This is a genomic window from Aureisphaera sp. (assembly GCF_059726885.1).
In genome coordinates, this window is sequence record NZ_AP041051.1 from 1,428,068 (window position 1) to 1,453,614 (window position 25,547).

Below are 25,547 nucleotides of genomic sequence, written 5' to 3' on the forward strand. Positions count from 1 at the left end.
CGAGGTTTTGAAGCGTTAAAACGAAACTAGTTGGCTTCGTAGGTATTGTTTTCCGGCGCGATATCTGCCATTAGTTTAGATGGATCTATGACTAAGCGCTTTACCTTTTTGTTTCCGGGAATTTCAAATTCATAGGTTGGGTACGCCCAAGCCCAATCTTTTAAAAGCGTCCTGTTTATAGCAGGAGTAGGATTGCTCTTCTCGCCCCTCATCATTTGCAAAGGAATATAGTAAGAAGCTTGGGATCCGTCCTCAAATTCGGCATACACATCAACTGGCATTCCCATTAAGCCGATACGTTGCAGCGTTACTTTAGTGGTTCCGTTTTCCTCTGTCACACTTTGGATTCCATAGTCGATGGTATTGGTGGTTTGCATAAAATCCATTAAATACCAATCTAACTCCATTCCAGAAACTTTTTCTGCCACACGAATAAAATCGTTAGGGGTTGGGTGCTTAAATGCCCAATCTTCGTAATATTTCTTGATGGTTTTATCAAGATTTTCCTTTCCAATTACATACCCTAATTGTGCCATAAAAACAGATCCTTTGCTATAGGCGGTTATTCCGTAGGATCGATTGCTGGCATAACGGTCGGCATGTGTGGTGGCAGGTTGCTCCTGTCCGCTTTTGACCAAGAAATTATAACCCCTGTAGGATCCAGCAACGGGATTCGGATTGTTTTCACCCATCACCTCTGTTTCCGCAAAAGAAGAGATATAAGAGGTAAAGCCCTCATCCATCCATTCGTGCTTGGCTTCGTTTGTAGCTAATACAAACTGAAACCAGGTATGAGCAAGTTCATGGGCCGTAACGCCTACAAGGCTTCCAAACTTCCGTTCTCCAGTAATTAACGTGCACATAGCATACTCCATTCCGCCATCACCTCCTTGAATCACCGAATATTGTTTGTATGGGTAGGGCCCGATATGCTTGTTGAAGTACTCCATTAAAGCAGCTGTTTTGGGCTGAAGGTTTTTCCAGTTTTCTAAAATATCCGGGTTGTTTTTGTAATAGAAGTTCAAGACAACACCATCAGGACCCTCGTAGGTATCATGAATATAATCTGGATCTGCTGCCCACGTAAAATCGTGAACGTTTGGTGCATCAAAAACCCAGGTTTTCTTACCCCTTCGTTTTTTAGGTTCCCCTTGAAGGTACCCTGTACCTCCAACAATATATTCCTTATCTATTGAAATACTTACGTTAAAGTCTCCCCATATTCCATGGAACTCCCTTGCGATATAAGGATCGGCATGCCAGCCCTGAAAATCGTACTCTGCCAATTTTGGGTACCATTGTGTCATGGACAAGGCCACACCCTCTTTACTATTACGTCCGCTTCTTCTAATTTGTACAGGTACTTGGGCGTCCCATTCCATTGCTAATACAGTACTCTCACCCGGTTGTATGGGCTTTGCCAAATCAACTTCCAAAACGGTCCCGGCTACTACATGGTTTACAGCGGCTCCGTCCTGAGTAAGCGAGGTGGGTTTTATGTAACCAATCTCTGAAGGGGATAATTTAGAAATGCGATCGCCAACCCGAGAATCGGGATCTCCAATAGTTCGGGAACGAACGTCCATTTCACTTCCCGGCTGAAAGGCATTGAAATACATATGGTAGAACACACGATCTAACACATCGGGTGAGTTATTCGTGTACGTAATCTGTTGTGATCCCTTGTATTGCCAGTTTTCGACATCCACATCGATTTCCATTTTGTAATCGACTTTCTGTTGCCAATACGAAGTACTGTTTTGAGCCTGTGCAAATGTTACGCACAGGAGGGCGAATAAACTTTGTTTTAAAAATTTCATTATCGAGACATTTTATCTGCCATAATTAAGGCATTATATAGATTCACCATCTTACCAGATTTGGTGATGGTATTGAAATTACTCTGGTTAGAAGCATCCCCACCTAAAATTACAGGTGTCTTAGAAGTCAATCCACTGTTCATAAGCACTTGCTTTACTTCCTTTGCAGAAAGTTTTGGAAAGTACGAACGAATCGTTGCTGCAACCCCGGCCACTGCTGGAGCCGCCATAGAAGTACCTTGTAAATATTCGTATTCGTTTAGTGGGGTAGTAGAATAGATTTTTACACCAGGGGCAAAAACATCCACATTGGAAACTCCGTAATTTGAAAAATTAGCCACCATTTCGCTTCCATAATCATAGTTTAAGGCTCCAATGGTAATAAAAGTATCACCCATTTCCTGTCCCGTGCCTTTCTGATCATTTGGGTATACCTGAATAGTATCTAGGTCGTACGATTCATTCCCTGCGGCATTCACGATAAGCACATCGTTATCGCTTGCATACTTTATAGCATCCCAAACCCATTCTGGATGTGGGGAATAATACTTACCGAAGCTGGTGTTTATTACTTTTGCACCATTGTCTACAGCATAACGAATAGCCAGGGCAATATCCTTATCATACTCATCGCCATCTGGCACTGCACGAATCACCATAATTTCAGCATTGTCTGCCACACCATTCATTCCAATGCCATTATTTCGCTTTGCCGCAATAATTCCAGCGACATGGGTTCCGTGCTGCGCATCTTCCTCTTTCGGGTCAGGACCATCTACGTCATTGTTTCCGTAGTTTATGATATCCATATTATCTGGATTGTCACCCAATACTTTTCTGTAGTCAGCTTCCATATTGAAATGGGTAGTAAGGCGTCCTTTGTAGTAATCGATACCTCCCGAAATTTGTTCGATGACATCGGGAACAGAATCCCCAAAGTTCAACATTTGGGATAGCATCCCGATTTGTTGTTGTTCCTCTGCAGATGGGTTTTGAATTCCAGCAAGGTCTTTCTGATTGTAATCTTCCTTACCAAGCTTTGCCGTCATCGCCTTGTGAGCTGGTTTTACTTGCGATAGGATTTGAGTGTATTGTTGAACCACCCCATTGGCTTCGGCTATGTCCTTGTCATATTCTGCCTTCGCCTTCTGGTAAATATCAAAATCTGCACGATCTGCTGCACTAATAGAGGCCTCAGATTTGCCTTCGAACTTAGGTCCGAGCTTTTTCATGTAGCGCACGTATTCCATGTTTTCTGCAATGATGTCGCCAAGGAAATTCCATCCGTGAATATCATCTACATATCCATTTTTATCATCGTCCTTTCCATTTCCAGGCACTTCGTCCTTATTGGTCCAAATAACATCTGCTAAGTCTTCGTGTTCAATGTCGACCCCGCTATCAATAACCGCAACAATAACCTTTTGTCCTTTTCTTCCATTTAGGATTTCGGTGTAGGCTCTATCCACACTCATTCCCGGAATGGTATCGGTTAGTAAGTCAGCTGCAGCCCATGACTTCAATTGCGTGTCGGTTAAGGGTTCTGCTTTTAATGGAAGGGTGTCGATATTTTCAACAGGAGTAGACACAATAGGTGCAACTCCACCGGTACAACCAGCTAATAAGGCAGCGGTTGCCAGGGTAAACAAAGAAGCTTTTACAAATTTCATTTTTAGGTATTTAATTAAATATTTCGTCAATAGTAAAGGTTTCGTCCAGACGAACACCTTTTTCGGTATGTTTTACGGTAATTATTGGGTTGTGTGCGTCATGTTCCAAAAACAAATAATAATGGTGATCTGCAGCGGCATTCAAAAACTTTTCTTTTTCCGGGAGGGTAAGTAAGGGGCGGGTATCATAGCCCATTACGAACGGTACCGGCAAATGACCTGCTGTAGGTAGTAGGTCTGCCATAAAAACAATGGTCTTGTCCTTGTATGTGATGTGTGGAATCATTTGTTTTTCGGTATGACCATCTGCAAAGAAAATGCCGAAATCCATTTCATTCTTTTCGGAAAAGTCTCCAATGGGATCCGCAATAAACTTTAGCTGCCCACTTTCCTGCATGGGAAGGATATTCTCCTTTAGGAAAGAAGCCCTTTCCCTTCTATTTGGGTTAGTAGCCCAATTCCAATGTCGTTCGTTGCTCCAAAAATGAGCATTTTTGAAGGCTGGCTCGTACCCTGTGCGGTCTTTATTCCACTGGACACTTCCGCCACAATGATCAAAATGCAAATGAGTCATGAACACATCGGTAATATCATCGCGGTGAAACCCTATTTTTTTAAGCGAATCATCTAGGTCGAATTCTCCCCACGGATAGTAATAGCCAAAGAATTTCTCACTCTGTTTATTACCCATGCCAGTATCAATAAGCGTAAGTCGATCGCCATTTTCTATAAGAAGACAGCGCGCCGCAATATCGATCATATTGTTATTATCTGCAGGATTGGTTCGGCTCCACAAGGATTTCGGAACCACTCCAAACATTGCGCCACCATCTAGCTTAAAATAACCAGCTTCTACAGGGTACAGTTTCATAGATTGCGCAAAATACAAAAAGGAGTGGGATTGCGTAGGGATGTTAAGGCTTTATTAAGACTTAAGTGAGAAGTCTATTAGTTAACAATAAGCCTTAATCGTTTTCCAAAGTCAAAAAGCGCCTTAATCTCCTTGATTCCGGCGACTCTTTCCTTACTGAAAACCAAAAGACCGGCGTCATTGGACTCCACATGGTAGTATGGGTTACTTTCAAAAAAGTGAACCAATTCGTCTGTGAAAAAAGACTTAATTCCAGCCGGGTCGTCACCCAACAAATAGAATCGTTTTGAGAAATCATTGTGGTTTTCAATAGGGATATCCTTAAATCCAGCGAATGCATAAATCCGCTCTAAAAACCCTTCACGATCCAATGTGAAATCCGGAATTTGGTGATCCAATTTAATATGGAGCATGGTGGTGCGCACATTCTCTTTGGCGATGAATTCACCTTCGGAATAATTGATGTCGAATAATTTGAAGGTATTTTCGGTATTATAAAGTCGGTTATAGACATTCTCGATTTTCTTGGTTTTGAAATACAAAAAGGAATCCAGAAAATGCGTATCCTGCTTTTTTTCAGCTTTATAATGAATCCCATAGTCCACGGCAATCTCCTGAAGCGTTGTCTGTCGTTTTGTGAGGTTATTGGGCAAAAAGCTTAAACCCGGGATCATTCTCCGCAAGGCGAAAGGGTGTTTCGAATCTGTATCGTGCATATCGAGCCCAATCACTTCGAAATGCCCTCCCCGTTTTAAGAACAGTTCCTGATAATTGCTTAGGTTTTCCATTACGGTATGATCCACAAATTCGCAGAGGGAGAAATCTACCACTACGTCCCTATTTTCGGGAATAGTGTCTATTTTTTGCTTTAGTTTATAAAAATTCAAAAAGCTACAGAAGTGCTTTACACTAACATAATAGTTTTCATTTTCTTCATGGTACATAAGCACATTGGGCTTGAGTACGTTCCTAAGGAATAGGGCGACACTTTTATTGATGAAAATGTGAATGATAAATGTGATGAACACACCGGCGGCTATTCCCGTAATGAGGTCGATAAAAAGGGTCACGAATAAAGTGACAAAAAAGATGAGCAATTGCTCCCTTCCTACCGAAAATATTTTGCGGATTAAGTTTGGGGATGCCAGCTTATACCCGGTGTACACCAAAATAGCCATGAGGGCAGGTAAAGGGATTCGCGTGAGCTGTGTACTGAACAGTACTATAAAAATGACTAAAAATAACGCGTGAAAAAAGTTGGACGAACGATTGGTTCCCCCATTATTTACATTTACCGAACTTCTGGCAATGACTGTCACCACATTCAGTCCGCCCAAGAATCCACTACCCACAGTGGCAAGGCCCAACGCCTTGAGGTCCCGATTTACATTAGATCTTCGTTTTTGAGGATCTAGCTTATCCACTGCCTTAATACTGAGCAAGGATTCTATACTGGCTATTAAAGTTAATGCCAGCACACTGGTCCAAAAGGACAAACTGCCTATGGGCTCGAAATTTGGAATGGGAAGTTGAGATATTATTTCACGGGCTTTAGGAATACCAGAAATCATGTATTCCGGATTTATTGGATGCGGTTGTTTTAGAATGAGCTCATAGTAATAACTAATTCCGATGGAGAGTAAAACAATCCACATGGGGGCAGGGACCAATTGAAAGTATTTATTCCTAATACGCGAGTACATAACCATAATAGCAAGAGAAGATACTCCTGCAATGGCCGCATAGGTTAACCCCATATCCTGAAACTGAAAAGAAGCCAATATGGTTTTTGGAATGGCCAACAGATAATCGATACTTCCATCAAGGGAAAGCCTGTTTCCCATCATGATATGAAATTGCTTTCCAAGGATAATCAATCCTATGGCAGCTAACATTCCTTGAATGGCCGACGAGGGAAAGAAATCGGCAAGCTTACCCATTCGCAGAAAGCCAAGCACAATTAAAAGCAAACCAGAGCATATAATAGCTGCATACGTTGCTTCCAGTCCAAGGGTGGTTATGGCCACCAAAAGCACACCAACGAGCCCATTTCCCGGCCCCGTAATGGTCACATGACTTCCACCGATAAGTGCAACCATTAGGCCCCCAACGACTGCGGCAATTATTCCTGCTATGGGAGGAGCTTCACTGGCCATGGCCAAACCGAGCCCTAATGGAAGGGCAATAAGGCTAACCACAAATCCAGAAAAAACATTTTTAGGGAGCGTTACCAAGAATTCCTTAAATGGACTTTTTTTAGCGCTCATTGAATAATAAGTACATCGGTTGGAAGCTCGGTTAAAATATGTTCTATGTCGTGTGGAAAAAAACGATCCCAAAACCCGACTTTCCCAGGGGCATTCATTACCAATAGGTCTGCTCTAACCACTTGCGCATAGTGCCCAATGGAATAGCCACGTTTTCCAAAAATGGGTTGTGTGTTTACCCTAATTTGTTCTTTACGTTCTTCAGGAATCATTTCCAGCAGTTGCATGACCCTATTATCCTCCCTTCGACTAAGCTTTTCCTTCATTAAGTTGGCTTTACGTAGGGATTTGTCGTCGTCTATGGCAACCGCCAATTCTTGTTGCGTTATTTCTTCTACTATGGTAAGCTGTTCGCTTTTCAGGGCGTGCCCCACATAAAAAGCAGCCGAAATGGCTTGTTGGGTCTTTTCATCTTGTAACCCATTTACGACAATATGTTTGCATTGAATCCGATTAATCGATGGGTTAATAAGCAATAGTACCGAACAAAGCGCCTTGCGAGTAATTTTTCGAGCTATGGACCCCACGTAATACTTTAGGAAATTTTCACGTTGTAATGCTCCAAGAATTAAGAGGTCTACATGTTTATCCAAAACCGTTTGCAAAATGACGGAAACAGGATTGCCAGGCTTAAAAACCCATTCAAAGTCAAGGTTTTGTGCAATGAACGGGGCTAGGATCTCCTTAACTTCATGCTCCTTTTCTTCCGAGGTATCCCCTACGTGAATGAGCAATAATTTGGATCCAAAAAAAAGCGATAGCCTAGAGGCTTCATAGAGGTTGGCCTTCAGGTTGGGAGAAAAGGCCACCCCGATGGCAATGGTTTTAAAAGGATTGGTGTTCAAGAAATAGGTTGTCTGGTAATTTTTGAAAGATAGTATTTTTCTTTAGAAGGTAAAGAGTGTAACCTAAGCAAAACAAAATAAAAAAGAATTATGACTATCAAAGTTTTAGGTTATTTTTATAAACCAAACTAGAAAACTATGGTAGAACTGGCAGGAATTATTATTCTAGGCATATTGGCCCAATGGGTGGCATGGCGTTTTAAAATACCGGCCATTTTACCCCTCATCTTAATCGGGTTGTTGGTAGGGCCCATTTCTACCCTTATATCTGAAGATGGCACACAGTGGATTCAACCCATATGGAATGGAAGCGAAGGGTTGTTTCCTGGAGAGAGCCTTTTCTATTTTGTTTCCCTGGCAATTGGTATCATTTTATTCGAAGGCGGACTTACCCTGAAGTTTGGTGAAGTGAAAAGGGTAGGAGGAATTATTGGAAAGCTTATTAGTCTTGGCTCCTTTGTCACTTTTGTTGGTTGTGGTGTGGCTGCTCATTTTGTCATGGGCTTGAACTGGAAGATTTCGTTTCTTTTTTCTTCCCTTATTATTGTCACGGGCCCAACGGTTATCACTCCCATATTGAGAAATATTCCGTTAAAAAAAGACATCTCCGCAGTTCTTAAATGGGAAGGAATATTGATCGATCCTATTGGTGCTTTGGTGGCCGTACTTGTTTTTGAGTTCATTTCGGTGAAAGGTGACCTGGGTTTTACCAAACAGGCTTTTGTTGAATTTGGCAAAATTTTGCTCATTGGATTTTCCTTTGGTATTTCGGGAGGGTATGCCCTTTACTTAGCCATTAAGAAAAAACTTATTCCTCACTATTTATTGAATGTGGTGTCACTTTCGGTAGTTCTTTTAATTTTTGTTGAAAGTGATGTGTTTGCCCATGAATCGGGATTACTTTCTGTAGTCGTTATGGGTATGTTTTTGGGAAATAGTGATCTACCTAACCTAAAAGAGTTGCTTTATTTCAAGGAATCCTTGAGTGTCCTGCTTATTTCCATCCTGTTCATTTTGCTTTCAGCAAACATAACACTGGACGATTTGTTCTTGGTTGCCAACTATAAAACGGCCATCCTTTTTGCAATTGTCATATTTGTGGTTAGACCCGTTGGGGTATTCTTGAGCACGGTGAAATCCCCACTAAAAACCAATGAGAAATTATTCATTAGTTGGGTGGGCCCAAGGGGTATTGTTGCCGCGGGTATTGCATCACTTTTTGGAAGCAAATTGGTTCAAAAAGGAGTAGAAGGGGCAGAGTACATTACCCCTTTAGTGTTTGCTGTGGTACTTACAACGGTTTTATTGAACGCCACCACTGCTAGGTATTTTGCCAAGATTGTGGGTGTATTCCTAAAAAACTCGGAAGGGATTCTAATCGTAGGAGCTTCAGAATTTCCGAGGTTGTTGGCAAAGTACCTTCATACCAACGGAAGGCATGTCGTTTTAATAGACAGTAACCAAAACAATGTGAAAAAGGCCACCGAAATGGGAGTAGAGGCATTTACGGTTAATGTATATTCAGAATCGCTGGCGGATAATGTAGAACTGAGCGATGTAGGTTACCTCATGGCACTTACGGGCAACGCAGACATCAATAAATATACTCTAAATAAATTTCAGAAACAGTTTGGTGAAAATGGTGCTTTTCGTTTGATTACTTCCGAAGAAATGGAAGACCCAAACAATAATCCTGAGCAGGGACTGTTTTCACATATAGACGATTTTACATCAGTAAATAAGGTTGCCGAGGAATATCCAAATATTATGGAGCTGCCACTTAAAAGCAAAGAGCATTACGACAGTTTAATAGATAAAATCGACGCTGTTAGGGAAAGCATTCCTTTGTTTATAAAAGAACCGAAGGGTGATTTGCGCATCATTTCATCATATAACAAAGCTATTGAAGATATAAAGGAAGGCTTTTCCTTGGTTTATATAGGTAAGCCATTGCAAGAGAACTTCTAGACAACTAAAACACGCAAGCATTGAAAACCCCAAAGACCTACCTGTTTATTTTTAGTATTTGCCTCACCTTTGTGTTTGGCTGCAAGAAAGACGATACTAGAAGCTGCACCCAATGCACCAATGAGCAAACCCCAAGCTTTGAATTGTGTCGCGAAGCTAACGGGAACGCATCGGTAAATGGTCAGGATACCGGCACGGACTACGACGTCTACTTGCAAGATCTTGAAGATGTTGGCACCAATTGTGGCGGATAATCCCAAATAAAAAACTAGTTAGGCGCGCACCTTAGTCCAAATCTATTCTAGCCCCTAAGGAAACGGTCGCTCTATCCGTTATAAAAAGAGCATTACTAGAGTTCGTTTTCATACCACCCTCTTCTGCTTTGAATTGTGTGTTGTTATACTCAAAGAGATTTAAGAGTAGTCCTAGAGCTACCTTTTCGGTTAATTTCATTTCAACACCACTATATAGGTTTACAGCAAATCCAGAGGTGGTTTGTTTGAACCCAAAGCTGTCGATACTCCCGAAAGAATACCCAGAGTGTATGCCGCCTAAAATATGTGTGTTTCCTTGGCCTATGGGTATTTGGTATTCAACTACCGGTCCAATGAGCGTCCGGGTTGCTTTTATGTCATTTCCATTTAGTGCGGTAGTTTGTATAGTGGCTTTGGGACCCAAATAGAAGGGATTATTGGCAATAGATGTCATGTAGAACAAAATACCTGTAGCTCCTATCATCTCTGTTTCCTCGTCATTCGCAAGGCTAATTCCGACATTGGCATCAATGAATATGTTTTCATGGCTAATATCTTCATCTGGGGATATGTAGCTTCCGTCCTCTGGCGGATTCGTCTTTTCTGGACAGCATTCCAGTTTGGTCCTTTTGTACTTCGCTTCACTCACCTTTCCGAAGCGAACACCAAATCCCTTCACACCCTTAATAATATCTCCGGTAAATCTGGTATAGGGGCCAGATGATTTTCCTTGGTAGCGGTAAATGGCCTGTTTAACTTTATGCTTATTCTTTTCATTGCAAGGGCAGTTTATTTTCAGCTCCAAAGTTATTTTCCAATTAATGGTCATAAAGGATGGTCTCTTTCTGTATCCCTGTTTCCAGGATAAAGGCGTTAAATTAGTAGTGGAAGTAATATCGCATCCCTTGTGTTTAAATGTAACCGGTTTTAAATCTATACCTTTCTTAAAGAACCGACTAAGCCTGTCAAAGTGCTTTTTAATGATCTTTTGTTTTGCAGGTTCAATATCCTTGTAACGTTTTACAAATATGCCGAAAGCATAATCCTCTACTTTTTTTGAATTTCCAAAGACCTCGAAAGCAAGGTGGCCATACTTACCTTGTAGCATTAAATGCTCATCAGGCAACAAAATGGTGTCCATGATTCGATTAATTTCCTTGGCTAGGTCTTCTTTTGAGGCGACCAACTTTTTCCTAGGAATCGACTTTAACAATCCAGAAGCATCGCAGGTTTTGGGATTCGATTTTTCCTTCTTAGCGGTTCGTAGGATGTATAGAACAGTGTTGCGGAGATTCTTTCCGCTTTCTATGCGTTGGTAATCTTTTTGAGCGTACAGGTTACCCGAAATAAATAGGAAAATGAACAGGCCTAAAGGAATTGCTATTCGGTTTTTCATTTTTAGACATTTTTTAGAGTTGCCTAAATATTCCCTTAAAGTCCAATAATTCCAAAACAATGGGACGAGTAACATGAAAAGGATGATGAGTGACGAGGCACTACACCATAGGAATGAGAAAAAAGTAAGTAAGGTAATTATGAATGAAAGACAGAGCGCCTTGCCTTAGTTATCGAAGAAGGATTAATCATTCAGCTTCAATACGGCCATAAAGGCTTCCTGCGGAATCTCTACATTACCCACAGCGCGCATACGTTTTTTACCTTTCTTCTGCTTCTCCAGAAGTTTTCGTTTACGGGAAATATCCCCACCATAACATTTGGCGGTAACATCTTTTCGCAATGCCTTCACGGTTTCACGCGCAATAATTTTGGCACCGATAGCTGCTTGAATCGGAATGTCGAACTGTTGCCGTGGAATGAGCTGGCGCAGCTTTTCACACATTTTCTTACCAATGTCATAAGCATTGTCTTGATGCAATAGTGCAGAAAGGGCGTCTACAGTTTGCCCATTCAATAAGACATCCACTTTCACCAATTTAGAAGAACGCATCCCAATAGGACTATAGTCGAAAGAGGCATATCCTTTGGAAACGGTCTTGAGACGATCATAAAAATCAAACACGATTTCTGCCAGAGGCATATCGAACATTAGTTCTACACGCTCTGTAGTTAAGTAAGTCTGATTGGTGATTTGACCTCTTTTTTCAATGCACAATGACATAACCGGACCCACGAAATCGGCCTTGGTTATAATGGTTGCCTTTATGTAGGGTTCTTCAACACGATTTAAGGTAGAAGGCTCCGGCAAATCACTGGGGTTATTTACCAAGATAATTTCATCGGGGGCTTTATTGGTATAGGCATGATAGGATACGTTGGGCACTGTTGTAATAACAGTCATATCGAATTCACGTTCTAAGCGTTCTTGTATTATTTCTAAGTGAAGCATACCCAAGAAACCACACCTAAAACCAAATCCAAGTGCTGCCGAACTTTCTGGTTGAAAGACCAAAGAGGCGTCGTTTAGTTGCAATTTCTCCATGGAGGCCCGAAGTTCTTCATAGTCTTCGGTGTCTACTGGGTAAATCCCTGCAAATACCATAGGTTTCACATCTTCGAATCCTTCAATCGCATTTTCGGTTGGGGTTTTGGCATCCGTAATGGTATCACCCACCTTTACTTCACGGGCGTCCTTTATCCCGGTAATGAGATATCCCACATCGCCACATCCAATTTCTTTCTTAGGGGTTTGGGTTAAATGCAAGGTTCCTACTTCGTCTGCAAAATAATTTTTCCCTGTGGCGACAAACTTGATTTGCTGCCCTTTTTTAATAGAACCGTTAATGACTCTGAAGTACGTTTCCACGCCCCTAAATGGGTTATATACAGAGTCGAAGATCAATGCCTGTAGCGATTCATCTGGATTGCCTTCAGGTGCAGGGACCCTTTCAATAATAGCCGACAGGATTTCTTCAATACCAATTCCTGTTTTTGCACTGGCAGGAATGACCTCGTCCGGATCACAACCCAGTAGGTCTACAATATCATCGGTAACCTCTTCCGGATTGGCCGAAGGTAGGTCTACCTTGTTCAAAACTGGAATGATCTCAAGATCGTTTTCCAGCGCTAAGTATAAATTTGAAATGGTCTGTGCCTGAATACTTTGTGCAGCATCTACTACCAATAGTGCCCCTTCGCAAGCCGCGATGGACCTTGATACTTCATAGGAGAAATCTACGTGGCCCGGAGTATCGATAAGGTTCAGGATATATTCCTCCCCTTTGTATGTATAATTCATTTGAATAGCGTGGCTCTTAATAGTAATTCCACGCTCACGCTCCAAATCCATGTTATCCAACAATTGCGCTTGTTCCTCCCTTTCGGTCACAGCACCGGTAAAGCTCAATAAACGATCTGCCAAGGTACTTTTACCATGGTCAATGTGCGCGATAATGCAAAAATTGCGAATGTTCTTCATAGGTTCTTTCCTGCGGCAATTAGGCGGCAAATATAGTGCAATTTAACTGCTTTTTTGTTGAAATATAGTCTATTGTTTTATACCTCACTTCATTAACCTACTTGGCAATACATCAATATGGGGTGGGAAAGATTCTTTATTTCAGTATTTTTGCAGCAGCTATGGTAAAGATTGGAGACATAGAGGTTGGAGAATTTCCATTATTGCTTGCGCCTATGGAGGATGTAAGCGATCCACCATTCCGGGCTTTGTGCAAGGAACAGGGAGCCGATGTGGTGTATACGGAGTTCATCTCTTCTGAAGGGCTTATTCGTGATGCGGCCAAAAGCGTTATGAAGTTGGACATTTATGAAAAGGAGCGCCCCGTAGGGATTCAGATTTTTGGTGCAGTATTGGAATCCATGCTTCGCAGTGTTGAAATTGTTGAAGCTAGTGGTCCAGATATCATTGACATTAATTTTGGATGCCCTGTTAAGAAGGTGGTGAGCAAGGGAGCCGGTGCAGGAATACTTAAGGATATTGACCTCATGGTTTCACTTACCGAAGCCATGGTGAAGCATACCAAATTGCCCGTGACCGTAAAGACCCGATTGGGTTGGGACCACGATTCCATTAAAATTGTTGAGGTGGCGGAACGCTTACAAGATGTAGGGTGCAAAGCCATTTCCATTCATGGGAGAACAAGGGCACAAATGTACAAGGGAGATGCCGATTGGGCACCCATTGCCGAAGTAAAGAATAACTCTCGGATGCACATTCCGGTTTTTGGGAATGGAGATGTTAATTCCCCTGAACGCGCAATGGAAATGAGGGATGCCTATGGATTGGATGGCGCCATGATAGGAAGGGCCAGCATAGGATACCCATGGTTTTTTAGGGAAGTAAAACATTATTTTGAAACGGGAACACACCTAGCCCCACCCACCATGGTGGAGCGGGTTGAGGCTGCCCGTAGGCACTTGCAAATGTCCATTGATTGGAAAGGCGAGAAGTTGGGCGTATTCGAAACCCGGCGGCATTATACCAATTACTTCAAAGGGATCCCAGATTTTAAAAAATACAGAATGAAAATGGTTACCAGCGATGATTCAGCATCTGTTTTCGATGCCTTCGATGAGGTATTGGAGAAGTTTGGGGACTTTCAGTTTGTTTAATCCAACAATTTTTCGGTCACTTTTAAGGACGCAATTTTGGAAGCAATAGCGCCCAAAGCTGTAATGGTAACCAGTACCAAGAGCAGGTTTAGTATATTGTATTTAACGGGATAGGCAAGCGTGGGAGTGATGGGAACTAACCCAAATTGTAATTGCACTAGAACAGCTACGGAACCTAAAAAAAGCCCGATGCCAACACCAAGTAAGGTCATCATAAGGCCATTGTAGTAAAAGATTTTCCGAATTTCACGAATGGTGAGTCCCAGAAAGAACAAGGTCCTAATGTTGCCTCTTTTTTCTAGAATTACCATAATAATGGTCCCCGCCAAGTTAAAAATGGCAATGGCGGCAATGAGGCTTACAAAAAGATAAGTGAAAAGATTTTCCGCATTCAACATCTTGTAGAGGGCATCATTCTGCTGAATGCGATTTTTTATAACTACTTCTTCGGTAAAAATACCAGTAATGGCAGCGGAAAGATCACCTTCAACACTAGAAGGGTTTAGTTTAAATTCTAATGAGGAAACCTTTAAGGAGTCCAGCCCCAACAGTTCTTGAGCAAAAGGAAGGTCCGAAAAAACGTACTTACTATTCAGGTCATCGTTTATCTCATATATTCCACTGGCTACCACTTTCCTTTGGGAAAATGCCGAGGAAGGATCTAGAATATTTATTTGACCCGTCCCAGGCTTGGGAACGTAGATTTCCAATAGGTTGCCATAATCCCTCGCGGGTAGGGAAAGCTTATTAGAAATCCCAAACCCAACGACCACCTCATCTTGGTTGGGAATGATCCAGTCTCCAGTAAAAAGAATGCTGTCTGTCGGCACTACGGCGGCGTATTGGGTGTCGACCCCTTTAATGAAAGCAATGTGGTTTTTCCCTTGATATTGAAGAAATACACGTTCTTCTATTATTTTGGATACGGCATCGACTCCTTCAACCTGTTGTAATTGCAGGAACTGTTCTGGGGAAATGGATAAGGTTTTCCCTTTGGCCGGGCTTACCTTTAGGTCACTATCGAACACATTGGTAAACTGAAGGGCAAAATGTTTTAACCCAGAAAACCCAGAAAGCACAATAAATAGAGCCATGGATCCCACAATAACGGCGATTACGGCAATAAAGGAAATGATATTTACCGCGTTTCGGTTGCTTTTGGAAAACAAATAGCGTTTCGCAATGTATATGGGGTACCTCAAAAGACTATTTCTTTTTCCGCTGTTCCAATAGGTCTGGATTTTTCAAAGGGTTTTCTTCCCCTTTTACCGCTTGTTCAATACGATCTATATAGTCTAACGAATCATCGTTGTAAAAATTGAGGTCGGGCATTTTACGCAGCTGATCCCTTGTGAGCTGTGCCATTTTATGTTTTATGGAAGGGGTTATGGTATTGATTTCGGCCACGATAGCCTCCGCCTTTTCCGAAGGGAACACACTTACATATACCTTAGCGATAGATAAATCTACCGTAACATTCACTTTGGAAACGGATATAATGATTCCTTGCTGCCCAGCTTCTTTCAACATATTTTGTAGCAGGGTAGATAAGTCCTTTTGAAGAACCCCTGCGATTTTCTTTTGCCTATTACTTTCTGTCATGCTGCAAAAATACTACAATTAATTAGGAATGATCTCAATCACATACACTTGGGTTTTGTAATTTTGGAAAATAGAAGGAAAATGAAATTTTCATGAACAAAATAGAACATATAGGAATAGCCGTTAAAGATATAGAAGCAGCCAACAAAACCTACAAAAGCTTGCTGGGCTATGAGCACTACAAAACAGAAACCGTAGAAGGAGAAGGTGTAATGACTTCTTTTTTTACCTGTGGCGAGAGTAAAATTGAATTGTTGCAAGCTATCCGAGAGGATAGCCCAATTGCCAAGTTTATTGAAAAGAAGGGCGAGGGGATTCACCACATCGCCTTTGCTGTAGACGACATACATGCAGAAAAGGAACGTCTTAAAAAAGAGGGTTTTGTGGTTTTGAATGAAGAGCCTAAGCGCGGTGCGGACAATAAATGGGTGGTGTTTTTACACCCTAAATCGTCGCATGGCGTGCTGGTTGAGCTCTGTCAGGAGATAAATTAGAAATAGTTTTGCTAAAATTATAAAGTATTATACCTTTGCCGCTCGTTTTTACCGAATAATGGCGGAAAGCGGAAAGGTCCCATAGCTCAGCTGGTTAGAGCACCTGACTCATAATCAGGGGGTCCTTGGTTCGAGCCCAAGTGGGACCACATTTTTTTGATAGGAAGGACAATTTATTTTAAAAAAAGCAGTTAATATATTTTTGATAACTTCAAATTTACTTTGTTGTTTAAAAAAAATTATTACATTAGCCGATGTATATGCGACCCCAAATCGTAACTATAGTGACCTTTGTGCTATTTCTAGCAAATAGTACTCTTATGCTTGGACAATCCTCAGGAAAGGATGCGGGCCCTCCGCCACCTGCCCAAAGAACTCCAGGCGAACTTCCTATTGATAGCAGTTTATATATCCTTTTAATCGCTGGAATTATCTACGGCGCCTACGTATTACTGCAAAGAAGAAAGGCTAAAGATATCCTTGACTAAGCCTTTTTAAGTATTTTCCTACAACATCAAATTCTAAATTAACCGAAGTTCCAACCTGTATACTATTGAAGGTGGTATGTTCATAGGTATAGGGAATAATAGCGACACTAAACTCTTTATCCTTAGAGTTAACAACGGTTAAACTCACACCATTAACAGTAATGGAGCCTTTTTCAATGGTTACATTGCCCAAAGAAGGATCGTATTCGAAGGTAAAGACCCAACTGCCATCCATTGAAGCAACATTGAGGCATTTTCCTTTTTGGTCTACATGTCCCTGTACTATATGACCGTCCAATCGATCACCTAATTTCATGGCACGTTCCAGATTTACCGAACTTCCAACAACAAGTTCGCCCAGATTGCTTTTGTCCAACGTTTCCTTAATGGCGGTCACTACATATTCACTACCATCTATAGCCACAACAGTAAGACAAACACCATTATGGGCTACACTTTGGTCTATTTTCAATTCGGGGGTAAGGGAGGACTTTACTTTTATATGAAGGTTTTCGGCTTCTTGGGTAAGTGCGGTAATTTCTCCAATAGTCTCTACAATTCCTGTAAACATGAATTCAATTGGTTACATTTGTAGTGCAAAAATAACACATTAATAAGTAGCAGGACGTATGTCTAAAAACGAAAAAACGATAGTCGGGATTTCCATTGGGGACCTTAATGGAATTGGCAGCGAGGTAGTTTTGAAAGCTTTTCAAGACAACCGAATGCTGGAGTTTTGTACCCCGGTCATTTTTGCCTCGGTGAAACTCATGTCTTTTTTCAAAAAAACATATGAGCTTGACTTAAGTTTACATGGTATCGATAACCTTCAAAGTATCGTTCACAAAAAGATTAATGTGCTCAATGTATGGAAGGAGCCTGTAGATATTGAGTTTGGAAAAGAAGATCCAAAGATAGGCTCTTATGCTGTGCAGTCCTTGGAAGCGGCGACGGCGGCTTTGAAAGATTCCCACATAGATGTGTTGGTAACTGCTCCAATAAATAAAAGCAATGTGCAGTCTGACACCTTCAAGTTTCCCGGCCATACAGATTATCTTGCAAAAGAACTTGGGGGTAATAGCCTCATGCTAATGGTGTCTCAGGAATTAAAAGTGGGATTGCTTACGGATCACGTGGCGGTGAAGGACGTACCCCAAACCATTACGAGGGAACTTGTAGAAAAGAAGATCAACACCATTCACAAAACACTGGTAGAGGATTTTGGAATTATTAAACCAAAGATTGCCGTATTGGGAATTAATCCACACAATGGGGACAATGGTGTTATTGGAGAAGAGGATGACAAGGTAATGAAGCCTGTGCTGGACAATATTCGAAACAATGGAAAAATAGTGATGGGACCTTATGCCGCAGACAGTTTTTTTGGGTCCGGCAATTATAAAAACTTCGATGTGGTGATTGCCTCGTATCATGACCAAGGGCTTATTCCTTTTAAAACATTGTCCTTTGGCATGGGTGTAAATTACACTGCTGGGCTCAACAAAATTCGCACGTCTCCCGATCACGGAACGGCTTACGATGTTGCAGGGAAGAACATTGCCAATCCCGATTCCTTCAAGGAAGCGGTATTTACAGCTATTCATATATTTCGAAAACGCAATGACTACAAGGCTTTTTCTGAGAATCCGTTGATGGTAAACAGAAAAAAACCTGCTCCAAAAAAGAATTCATAATTAGAATTGGAGAATTAAAATATTTTTTATCTTTGCAGCCGCCTTATTCGTAAGGAGATAGCATAAAATTAGGTGTGAATATGAAGGAACTGAAAGAATTTACCATTCCTTTTGTAGGATTGAAAGTTGGGGAGCACACCTTTAAAATGGATATCGAAAATACGTTCTTTGAGCATTTTGAGTATGACGAATTTAATGATGCTGCGCTTGTTCTTGATGTTTTGCTGAATAAGAAAACTACCTTATTGGAGTTCACCCTTCAGTTTAAAGGACAAGTAAATGTAAATTGCGACCTCACCAATGAACCCTATGAACAACCTTTACAGGGAGAATATCATTTTGTAGTGAAGTTTGGTGAAGCTTTTAACGATGAGTTAGAGGACATAGTGATCCTACCTCACGGAAGTTACCAGGTCAATATCCAACAGCAAGTCTATGAATCTATTGTGTTATCCATGCCTTCCCGCAGGATTCACCCCGGAATTGAAGATGGCAGCTTACAAAGTGATATACTCGAAAAACTTGAAGAGTTAAGTCCCAAAGAGGAAAAGGAAACCGAAGAGGAAACCGATCCAAGGTGGGATGATTTAAAGAAACTATTAACGGATAAATAATATTAGTAATGGCACATCCTAAGAGAAAAATCTCAAGAACAAGAAGAGATAAAAGAAGAACGCATTACAAAGCCACAACCCCAAAAATTGCTACAGACCCAACAACTGGAGAAGCTCACCTATATCACAGAGCGCACTGGCATGAAGGAAAACTATACTACAGAGGTCAGGTAGTAATTGATGCAACCGAAGAAGTAGAGGCTTAAAACCTTATACATATTAATAAAAAACTCTCACGATCCCGAAGATGGATGTGAGAGTTTTTTATTAGCACTCATCAAACATCAAAAACGAATATTTTTTAGGTAGTTTTTGATTAAAAATTAGTAATTTTCACTCCTTTTTAAAGGTTTTTTGCCTTTTTAGTGAATTTTAATTCGATTTTATGAGTAAAATCACAGCGGCGATTACAGCTGTAGGGGGCTATGTCCCAGAGTATGTTCTCACCAACCAGATTCTGGAGACAATGGTGGATACCAATGATGAGTGGATTGTCACTCGAACTGGAATTAAAGAACGCCGAATTTTAAAAGACGAAGGCAAAGGGACTTCTTACCTCGCCATCCAGGCGGCAAAAGACCTTCTCGAAAAAAGCAATACAGATCCTAAGGATATCGATATGGTGATTTTGGCCACGGCCACACCCGATATGCCAGTAGCAGTAACAGGCGTTTACGTTGCCTCAGAGATAGGAGCCGTAAACGCTTTTTCATATGACCTAGTCGCAGCCTGTTCCAGTTTTCTTTTTGGAATGTCTACAGCGGCCAAGTATATCGAATCAGGGAGGTACAAAAAAGTGCTATTAATAGGAGCAGATAAAATGTCCTCCATTATAGATTATGAAGACCGGGCGACCTGCATCATTTTTGGCGACGGTGCTGGAGCGGTATTATTCGAACCCAACGAAGAAGGATTGGGGGTACAGGATGAATTTCTTAGAACAGATGGCGTGGGAAGACCGCATCTCAAAATTGATGCGGGAGGATCCATTCTCCCTGCATCTGCAGAAACCGTAGCCAACAAGCAACACTATGTTTTTCAGGACGGAAGAACCGTTTTTAAATTCGCCGTGTCTAATATGGCAGACGTAAGTGAGAAGATCATGAAGCGAAATGGCCTTTCTGGAGACGATGTACACTGGTTGGTTCCCCACCAAGCCAATAAAAGGATTATTGATGCCACGGCAAATAGAATGAACCTTCCAGAAGAGAAGGTGATGATTAATATTGACAAATACGGAAATACGACATCGGCCACCTTGCCGCTATGTCTACGCGATTACGAGAAGCAGCTTAAAAAAGGAGACAACATTGTGTTTGCTGCTTTTGGAGGCGGATTTACCTGGGGGTCACTTTATTTAAAATGGGCCTATAATTCAAATTAATTAGACCAATCAACAAGAATAACATACTATGGAATTAAAAGACATTCAAAACCTTATCAAGTTCGTGGCCAAATCGGGAGCTAGCGAAGTAAAGCTTGAAATGGAAGATGTAAAAATCACCATTCGAACGGGAGAAGGCGGAAAAGCCGAGACGACGTATATTCAGCAGATTCCTGCCATGACTGCAGCACAACCTGCAGCAGCACCTGCGCCTGTTGCAGAAGCGGCCCCGGCAGCGGCTCCACAAGAAGCAGCACCTGCAGCAGATGATTCTAAATACGTTACGATAAAATCCCCAATGATTGGAACCTTCTACAGAAAACCTTCACCAGACAAGCCTGTTTTCTTCGAAGTGGGCGATACCGTTAGTGTGGGAGACACACTTTGTATTATCGAAGCGATGAAGCTTTTTAACGAGATTGAAAGTGAGATTTCCGGTAAGATCGTAAAGGTATTGCTAGACGATTCCTCTCCAGTTGAGTACGATCAGCCTTTATTTATTATAGATCCATCTTAAGTATTCCTAATTCCATTATGCCGACTAGTACATTTCACTGGGAGGCTTGGAGTTTCAAATAACCCAAGATATGTTTAAAAAGATACTTATTGCCAATAGGGGGGAAATAGCGCTACGCGTTATTCGTACCTGTAAGGAAATGGGAATTAAAACGGTAGCTGTTTACTCGAAGGCAGATGAAGAAAGCCTGCATGTTAGGTTTGCAGACGAAGCGGTTTGTATTGGTCCTGCACCAAGTACCGAAAGTTACCTGAAGATGGCCAACATTATTGCAGCGGCAGAAATAACCAATGCAGATGCCATACACCCGGGATATGGATTCCTTTCTGAGAATGCAAAGTTTTCCAAGATATGTGAAGAACATAGCATAAAATTCATTGGCGCGAGCGCTTCCATGATTGAAAAAATGGGGGATAAAGCGATGGCAAAGGCCACCATGAAAGCAGCCGGAGTTCCCTGTGTGCCAGGAAGCGACGGAGTAATCCCAGATTTTGAAACCTGTAAGAAGGTAGCATTAGAAACAGGATACCCAGTAATGCTTAAGGCTAGTGCCGGGGGTGGTGGAAAAGGGATGCGTGCCGTTTGGAGCGAAGATGATCTTCTGGATGCTTGGGAAAGTGCCAGAATGGAAAGTAAAGCTGCATTTGGTAATGACGATATGTATATGGAGAAGTTAATTGAAGAGCCTCGACATATAGAAATCCAGATTGTGGGTGACAGCAACGGAAAAGCATGCCATTTGAGTGAGCGTGATTGTTCCGTGCAAAGACGCCATCAAAAACTGACTGAAGAAACCCCCAGCCCGTTCATGACCGATAAGTTGCGAGACGACATGGGGAAAGCTGCGGTAAAAGCTGCAGAATTTATAAAGTATGAAGGAGCTGGAACGGTGGAATTCCTTGTAGATAAACACCGAAACTTCTACTTCATGGAGATGAATACGCGTATTCAGGTAGAGCACCCTATTACCGAACAGGTGGTGGACCATGACCTTATACGTGAGCAGATTAAAGTGGCGGCTGGAATTCCAATTTCGGGAAAAAACTACTACCCATCACTTCACTCCATCGAGTGTAGAATCAATGCCGAAGACCCTTATAACAATTTTAGGCCCTCTCCTGGAAAAATTACCACCTTGCATGCACCAGGTGGACATGGAGTTCGGTTGGACACGCACGTATATGCGGGGTATATCATCCCTCCTAACTACGATTCGATGATTGCTAAGCTCATTACCACGGCTCAAACCCGTGAAGAAGCCATAAGCAAAATGAAAAGGGCTTTGGATGAGTTTGTTATTGAAGGAATTAAAACAACGATTCCTTTTCATAGGGAATTAATGGATCACCCAGATTATGTGGAAGGAAACTATACCACAGCCTTCATGAATGATTTTGAAATGGGGGAACCTGAAGAAGAATAAACGTACCCTTTCTAAACAATAGCAAAGCACCGCATTCATTACAATTTGAAGGCGGTGCTTTTTTCTTTTACCCGTTTGCTGTATCTTTTCCCTATGCTACAGTACATGGACGTCCTTTTTGCACTTTCCCTAATTCCGGCTTTAGTTCTCATTTCCGATGGGTATCGTGTGGGCAATGTTAAAAAAGGAGTCCGTCAATTTTTTCTTTTCGCTTTTTTTGCAGGAATTTGCATAGCCCTTTTGGTCCTTGCCGGATTGGAGTTTGTGTTTAGCATTCCCGTATTGATCATAATCGGAATATTGGTAGGGCGAAAAAAAATAAGAAGATGAACCTATCCTATTGGGAACAAGAAACGTGGCTTCGCCACATCGATTTCGCCATTATTGGAAGTGGTATCGTGGGATTGAGCTGTGCATTATCCCTTCGAAAAAAACACCCGAAAGGGAAAATTGTCGTTTTTGAAAGGGGAATGCTGCCCTCGGGCGCAAGCACCAAAAATGCGGGCTTTGCTTGCTTTGGGAGCGCATCCGAGCTATTAGATGATCTAAAGCACCACACGGAGGAAGAAGTGGTTTCCTTGGTCCAGAATAGAATTAATGGACTGCGACTACTACGCGAGAACTTAGGCGACGATGCATTGGACTATCAGGAACTTGGCGGATACGAACTTTTTCGCAACGCGGACAGTGCCCTTTTCGACGAATGCAACGAGAAAATTCCCTATCTCAATAATTTGCTAAAAGAGACTTTTTCGGGCAAAAAAGAGGTGTTTTCTGTTAAAAACGACCCATTTTCTTTCCAAAATGTGCAAAACTCGCTCATTTTTAATCAATTTGAAGGACAACTGGACACGGGAAAAATGATGCGTGCCCTACTGCAGAAATGCGTTCGGAACGATATTCTTATTCTCAATAACACTGAGGTGTCCTCCTTCAATAGCGAAAAGGATAGTGTTTCTTTACTGCTTAATACATCCATCGAAGTTTCAACGAAGGAGCTTTTTATAGCGACCAATGGATTTGCAAGACAACTTCTGGAAGAGCCAGTTGCACCAGCAAGGGCACAGGTCTTAATAACAGAACCTATACCCGGACTGCACATTAAAGGAACCTTCCACCTAGAAAAAGGGTACTACTATTTTAGAAATATCCATAACCGCATTCTCTTTGGCGGTGGCCGCAATTTGGATTTCGAAGGTGAAACCACTACCCAAATGGAAACCACCCAACGTATTCAAAATGAGTTAGAAGCGCTATTGCGCACAACAATTTTACCCAATCTTACGTTTAAAATAAGCAGCCGATGGAGTGGTATAATGGGAGTTGGCACCCAGAAGAAACCCATTGTAAAAGAATTGGAGCCGCATGTATATTGTGGAGTTCGATTGGGTGGTATGGGTGTCGCCTTAGGAAGTTCTATCGGTGAGCAACTTTCATCATTCACCAATTAAAAAACAGGCCGTCATTATCAATTCTTTTGGTATGCGGTAGAATCTAAAAATGCTTAAAAAATTTGCTAGGATAGTAGTTAAGGGCCTACTCTGGTTTCTGGTATTGAGCGTGATTTGGGTGCTTGCCTACAAGTTTGTTCCAGTTCCGTACACTTCATTAATGGCCATTCGCTCAGCGCAAGGTGGCCCCGACACCCAACATGATTGGATAGCCTTGGATAAGGTGGCCCCAAGCATGCAGTTGGCAGTTATTTGTGCCGAAGACCAACACTTTTTGAATCATAATGGCTTTGATTACAATGCCATAAAGGCTGCTTACGAAAGAAACCGAAAAGGAAACACCCTTCGCGGAGGTAGTACGATTTCTCAACAGACTGCCAAGAATGTATTTTTGTGGCCCGGCCGTAGTTATGTGAGGAAGGGATTTGAGGCTTATTTCACTTTTCTAATTGAATTGTTGTGGAGCAAGGAACGCATTCTCGAAGTGTACCTAAACAGCATAGAAATGGGAGAAGGTGTGTATGGCGTGGAAGCAGCGGCGCAACATTGGTTCAACAAGCCAGCCAAGGACCTAACCCGTCACGAAGCAGCAGCAATTGCGGCAATTTTGCCGAACCCGCGGGAATACAAAGCCAACCCCCGAACTCCCTATTTGGAAACAAGAAAGCAATGGGTCTTGAGACAAATGTATAACTTTGGCTCTCTTGATTTCAAAACCCATGAAACCGCAAAAAATTAAGGATCAACTTTTGAATTTTTGTGAGCAGTTTGTCTCCCAAAGGAAGAAGCAAATCCAAGATCAAATAGGCCGAATAGAAGAATCCCTATTCAATGAAGGGAAGAGTACGGCCGGAGATAAGCACCATACTGGGAGGGCCATGCTACAATTGGATCGTGAAAATGCGGGAAAACAACTTTTGGCAATAGAAAACCTGGAATTGGTTCTCGGCAAAATAAATATGGCACAATTCCCCACGCACATCGCATTGGGAACGTATTTTGAAACAACCCATGGAAACTACTTTATGGCTATTTCAGCAGGAAAAATGACCCTAGGGGAAACCGATTGTTACTGTATATCCCCCGGAACACCTATTGGGAAATTATTCTTGGGAAAGAAGAAAGGGGATACCATTCACTTTAATGGGAAAAACATGGAAGTACTCGCCCTTTACTAAGTAACTAAGTGGCATCATGAATTTCGCATTGTAAAGTTTCCTTTAACTGTTCGGCCATCCTAAAGGCAGCCTCCTTTTCATCACTCATAAACACTTCTATATGCTGATTGGTATTGTGGAACAAATTCACTTTATATACAATAGAGTCTATGGTGGCTTCGGCAGATACTCCCCTAGTTCTGGTTTTCTTTTTGGTTTTAAACACAGAGATATATTCTATTTCTGGCAGTATTTTCCAAGAACCTATAGCCCACCCAAACAGTGAATTTATCTTTCGGTATTTCGCCAACCCCGTCAAATCCAGTTCGATTCCTTGGCGCATTGCCAGTTTAGCTCCAATTCCCAGTAAGATAAAGCCATAAAGAAGCCCTTCTTCAACAGCAATGTAAAGGGCAAATAAGGTAAGCACAGCAGCAAAAAATGCTTTGCTTTTGTTTAAAGGATAGAGATGTCTTATGGGTTCCATCATTACAGTGT

The 25,547-nt window shown here is 41.8% G+C and carries 26 protein-coding genes and 1 tRNA gene; 16 read left to right on the forward strand and 11 right to left on the reverse strand.

The window, feature by feature from the left end:
* Positions 1 to 26: 26 nt before the first annotated feature.
* From AC6JAD_RS06340 to AC6JAD_RS06360, 5 genes are all read right to left on the reverse strand, one after another.
* Positions 27 to 1,820 carry a M1 family metallopeptidase gene (locus tag AC6JAD_RS06340; protein ID WP_461304450.1) on the reverse strand — a complete coding sequence of 598 codons (1,794 nt, stop codon included), beginning with the start codon at positions 1,818 to 1,820 and terminating at the stop codon, positions 27 to 29.
* On the reverse strand, positions 1,820 to 3,490 hold the full coding sequence (locus AC6JAD_RS06345) for a S8 family peptidase (RefSeq protein WP_461304451.1): 1,671 nt from the start codon (positions 3,488 to 3,490) through the stop codon (positions 1,820 to 1,822). The genes AC6JAD_RS06340 and AC6JAD_RS06345 overlap by 1 nt, the downstream gene beginning before the upstream one ends.
* A 10-nt stretch (positions 3,491 to 3,500) precedes the next feature.
* Positions 3,501 to 4,361 (reverse strand): MBL fold metallo-hydrolase, encoded by an 861-nt coding sequence (locus AC6JAD_RS06350; protein WP_461304452.1) that lies wholly within the window; start codon positions 4,359 to 4,361, stop codon positions 3,501 to 3,503.
* A 77-nt stretch (positions 4,362 to 4,438) separates the two neighbouring features.
* Positions 4,439 to 6,628: a SulP family inorganic anion transporter gene (locus AC6JAD_RS06355; protein ID WP_461304453.1), complete on the reverse strand. Its 2,190-nt coding sequence runs from the start codon at positions 6,626 to 6,628 to the stop codon at positions 4,439 to 4,441.
* Complete coding sequence (locus tag AC6JAD_RS06360; RefSeq protein ID WP_461304454.1) at positions 6,625 to 7,473, reverse strand: universal stress protein; 849 nt, start codon at positions 7,471 to 7,473, stop codon at positions 6,625 to 6,627. Before AC6JAD_RS06360 ends, AC6JAD_RS06355 begins: the two co-directional genes overlap by 4 nt.
* A 138-nt stretch (positions 7,474 to 7,611) precedes the next feature.
* Here AC6JAD_RS06360 and AC6JAD_RS06365 point away from each other — a divergent pair, with 138 nt between their 5' ends.
* Together AC6JAD_RS06365 and AC6JAD_RS06370 are read left to right on the forward strand one after the other, a co-directional pair.
* A complete protein-coding gene (locus tag AC6JAD_RS06365) occupies positions 7,612 to 9,441 on the forward strand; it encodes a cation:proton antiporter (protein WP_461304455.1) in 1,830 nt (609 codons plus the stop codon).
* 20 nt (positions 9,442 to 9,461) lie between these two features.
* Positions 9,462 to 9,695 carry a hypothetical protein gene (locus tag AC6JAD_RS06370; RefSeq protein WP_461304456.1) on the forward strand — a complete coding sequence of 78 codons (234 nt, stop codon included), beginning with the start codon at positions 9,462 to 9,464 and terminating at the stop codon, positions 9,693 to 9,695.
* A gap of 31 nt (positions 9,696 to 9,726) precedes the next feature.
* Here AC6JAD_RS06370 and AC6JAD_RS06375 read toward each other — a convergent pair whose 3' ends face one another.
* Positions 9,727 to 11,091 carry a putative outer membrane beta-barrel protein gene (locus AC6JAD_RS06375; protein WP_461304457.1) on the reverse strand — a complete coding sequence of 455 codons (1,365 nt, stop codon included), beginning with the start codon at positions 11,089 to 11,091 and terminating at the stop codon, positions 9,727 to 9,729.
* A 183-nt stretch (positions 11,092 to 11,274) separates the two neighbouring features.
* A complete protein-coding gene (gene lepA, locus AC6JAD_RS06380; protein WP_461304458.1) occupies positions 11,275 to 13,071 on the reverse strand; it encodes a translation elongation factor 4 in 1,797 nt (598 codons plus the stop codon).
* A 161-nt stretch (positions 13,072 to 13,232) separates the two neighbouring features.
* Here lepA and dusB point away from each other — a divergent pair, with 161 nt between their 5' ends.
* A complete protein-coding gene (gene dusB / locus AC6JAD_RS06385) occupies positions 13,233 to 14,225 on the forward strand; it encodes a tRNA dihydrouridine synthase DusB (RefSeq protein ID WP_461304610.1) in 993 nt (330 codons plus the stop codon).
* Here dusB and AC6JAD_RS06390 read toward each other — a convergent pair.
* Positions 14,222 to 15,427, reverse strand: coding sequence for an ABC transporter permease (locus AC6JAD_RS06390; RefSeq protein ID WP_461304459.1), 1,206 nt, complete (start codon positions 15,425 to 15,427; stop codon positions 14,222 to 14,224). The two genes, dusB and AC6JAD_RS06390, sit on opposite strands and share 4 nt — an antisense overlap.
* Positions 15,428 to 15,431: 4 nt before the next feature.
* Positions 15,432 to 15,827, reverse strand: a complete 396-nt coding sequence (rbfA, locus tag AC6JAD_RS06395; protein WP_461304460.1) for a 30S ribosome-binding factor RbfA — start codon at positions 15,825 to 15,827, stop codon at positions 15,432 to 15,434.
* Positions 15,828 to 15,919: 92 nt separating this feature from the next.
* On the opposite strand from rbfA, the gene mce reads away from it, so the two are divergent.
* The 3 genes from mce to AC6JAD_RS06410 all read left to right on the forward strand — a co-directional run bounded on the left by mce (position 15,920) and on the right by AC6JAD_RS06410 (position 16,809).
* Positions 15,920 to 16,321 (forward strand): methylmalonyl-CoA epimerase, encoded by a 402-nt coding sequence (gene mce / locus AC6JAD_RS06400; RefSeq protein WP_461304461.1) that lies wholly within the window; start codon positions 15,920 to 15,922, stop codon positions 16,319 to 16,321.
* Positions 16,322 to 16,396: 75 nt separating this feature from the next.
* A tRNA-Ile gene (locus tag AC6JAD_RS06405) sits at positions 16,397 to 16,470 on the forward strand.
* Positions 16,471 to 16,581: 111 nt separating this feature from the next.
* The gene (locus tag AC6JAD_RS06410; RefSeq protein ID WP_461304462.1) at positions 16,582 to 16,809 is read left to right on the forward strand and encodes a PID-CTERM protein-sorting domain-containing protein; all 228 of its coding nucleotides are present in this window, start codon (positions 16,582 to 16,584) and stop codon (positions 16,807 to 16,809) included.
* On the opposite strand, the gene AC6JAD_RS06415 is transcribed toward AC6JAD_RS06410, so the two are convergent.
* A complete protein-coding gene (locus AC6JAD_RS06415; protein WP_461304463.1) occupies positions 16,790 to 17,380 on the reverse strand; it encodes a riboflavin synthase in 591 nt (196 codons plus the stop codon). The two genes, AC6JAD_RS06410 and AC6JAD_RS06415, sit on opposite strands and share 20 nt — an antisense overlap.
* Positions 17,381 to 17,438: 58 nt before the next feature.
* Here AC6JAD_RS06415 and pdxA point away from each other — a divergent pair, with 58 nt between their 5' ends.
* The 10 genes from pdxA (at position 17,439) to AC6JAD_RS06465 (ending at position 25,070) form a co-directional block, all read left to right on the forward strand.
* The gene (pdxA, locus tag AC6JAD_RS06420; RefSeq protein ID WP_461304464.1) at positions 17,439 to 18,503 is read left to right on the forward strand and encodes a 4-hydroxythreonine-4-phosphate dehydrogenase PdxA; all 1,065 of its coding nucleotides are present in this window, start codon (positions 17,439 to 17,441) and stop codon (positions 18,501 to 18,503) included.
* A gap of 80 nt (positions 18,504 to 18,583) precedes the next feature.
* Complete coding sequence (locus AC6JAD_RS06425; RefSeq protein WP_461304465.1) at positions 18,584 to 19,117, forward strand: YceD family protein; 534 nt, start codon at positions 18,584 to 18,586, stop codon at positions 19,115 to 19,117.
* 8 nt (positions 19,118 to 19,125) lie between these two features.
* Positions 19,126 to 19,323, forward strand: a complete 198-nt coding sequence (gene rpmF / locus AC6JAD_RS06430) for a 50S ribosomal protein L32 (protein WP_461304466.1) — start codon at positions 19,126 to 19,128, stop codon at positions 19,321 to 19,323.
* 179 nt (positions 19,324 to 19,502) lie between these two features.
* Positions 19,503 to 20,501, forward strand: coding sequence for a beta-ketoacyl-ACP synthase III (locus AC6JAD_RS06435; protein WP_461304467.1), 999 nt, complete (start codon positions 19,503 to 19,505; stop codon positions 20,499 to 20,501).
* A gap of 28 nt (positions 20,502 to 20,529) precedes the next feature.
* Positions 20,530 to 21,018 (forward strand): acetyl-CoA carboxylase biotin carboxyl carrier protein, encoded by a 489-nt coding sequence (gene accB / locus AC6JAD_RS06440; protein WP_461304468.1) that lies wholly within the window; start codon positions 20,530 to 20,532, stop codon positions 21,016 to 21,018.
* 70 nt (positions 21,019 to 21,088) lie between these two features.
* Positions 21,089 to 22,441 carry an acetyl-CoA carboxylase biotin carboxylase subunit gene (gene accC / locus AC6JAD_RS06445; RefSeq protein ID WP_461304469.1) on the forward strand — a complete coding sequence of 451 codons (1,353 nt, stop codon included), beginning with the start codon at positions 21,089 to 21,091 and terminating at the stop codon, positions 22,439 to 22,441.
* Between the two features lie 93 nt (positions 22,442 to 22,534).
* Positions 22,535 to 22,771: a hypothetical protein gene (locus AC6JAD_RS06450; RefSeq protein ID WP_461304470.1), complete on the forward strand. Its 237-nt coding sequence runs from the start codon at positions 22,535 to 22,537 to the stop codon at positions 22,769 to 22,771.
* Positions 22,768 to 23,892, forward strand: coding sequence for an NAD(P)/FAD-dependent oxidoreductase (locus AC6JAD_RS06455; protein WP_461304471.1), 1,125 nt, complete (start codon positions 22,768 to 22,770; stop codon positions 23,890 to 23,892). Before AC6JAD_RS06450 ends, AC6JAD_RS06455 begins: the two co-directional genes overlap by 4 nt.
* Before the next feature lie 49 nt (positions 23,893 to 23,941).
* Positions 23,942 to 24,631 (forward strand): monofunctional biosynthetic peptidoglycan transglycosylase, encoded by a 690-nt coding sequence (gene mtgA, locus AC6JAD_RS06460; protein WP_461304472.1) that lies wholly within the window; start codon positions 23,942 to 23,944, stop codon positions 24,629 to 24,631.
* A complete protein-coding gene (locus AC6JAD_RS06465) occupies positions 24,612 to 25,070 on the forward strand; it encodes a 3-oxoacyl-ACP synthase (protein ID WP_461304473.1) in 459 nt (152 codons plus the stop codon). Before mtgA ends, AC6JAD_RS06465 begins: the two co-directional genes overlap by 20 nt.
* Positions 25,071 to 25,074: 4 nt before the next feature.
* Here AC6JAD_RS06465 and AC6JAD_RS06470 read toward each other — a convergent pair whose 3' ends face one another.
* A complete protein-coding gene (locus tag AC6JAD_RS06470; RefSeq protein ID WP_461304474.1) occupies positions 25,075 to 25,539 on the reverse strand; it encodes a hypothetical protein in 465 nt (154 codons plus the stop codon).
* Positions 25,540 to 25,547: the final 8 nt, after the last annotated feature.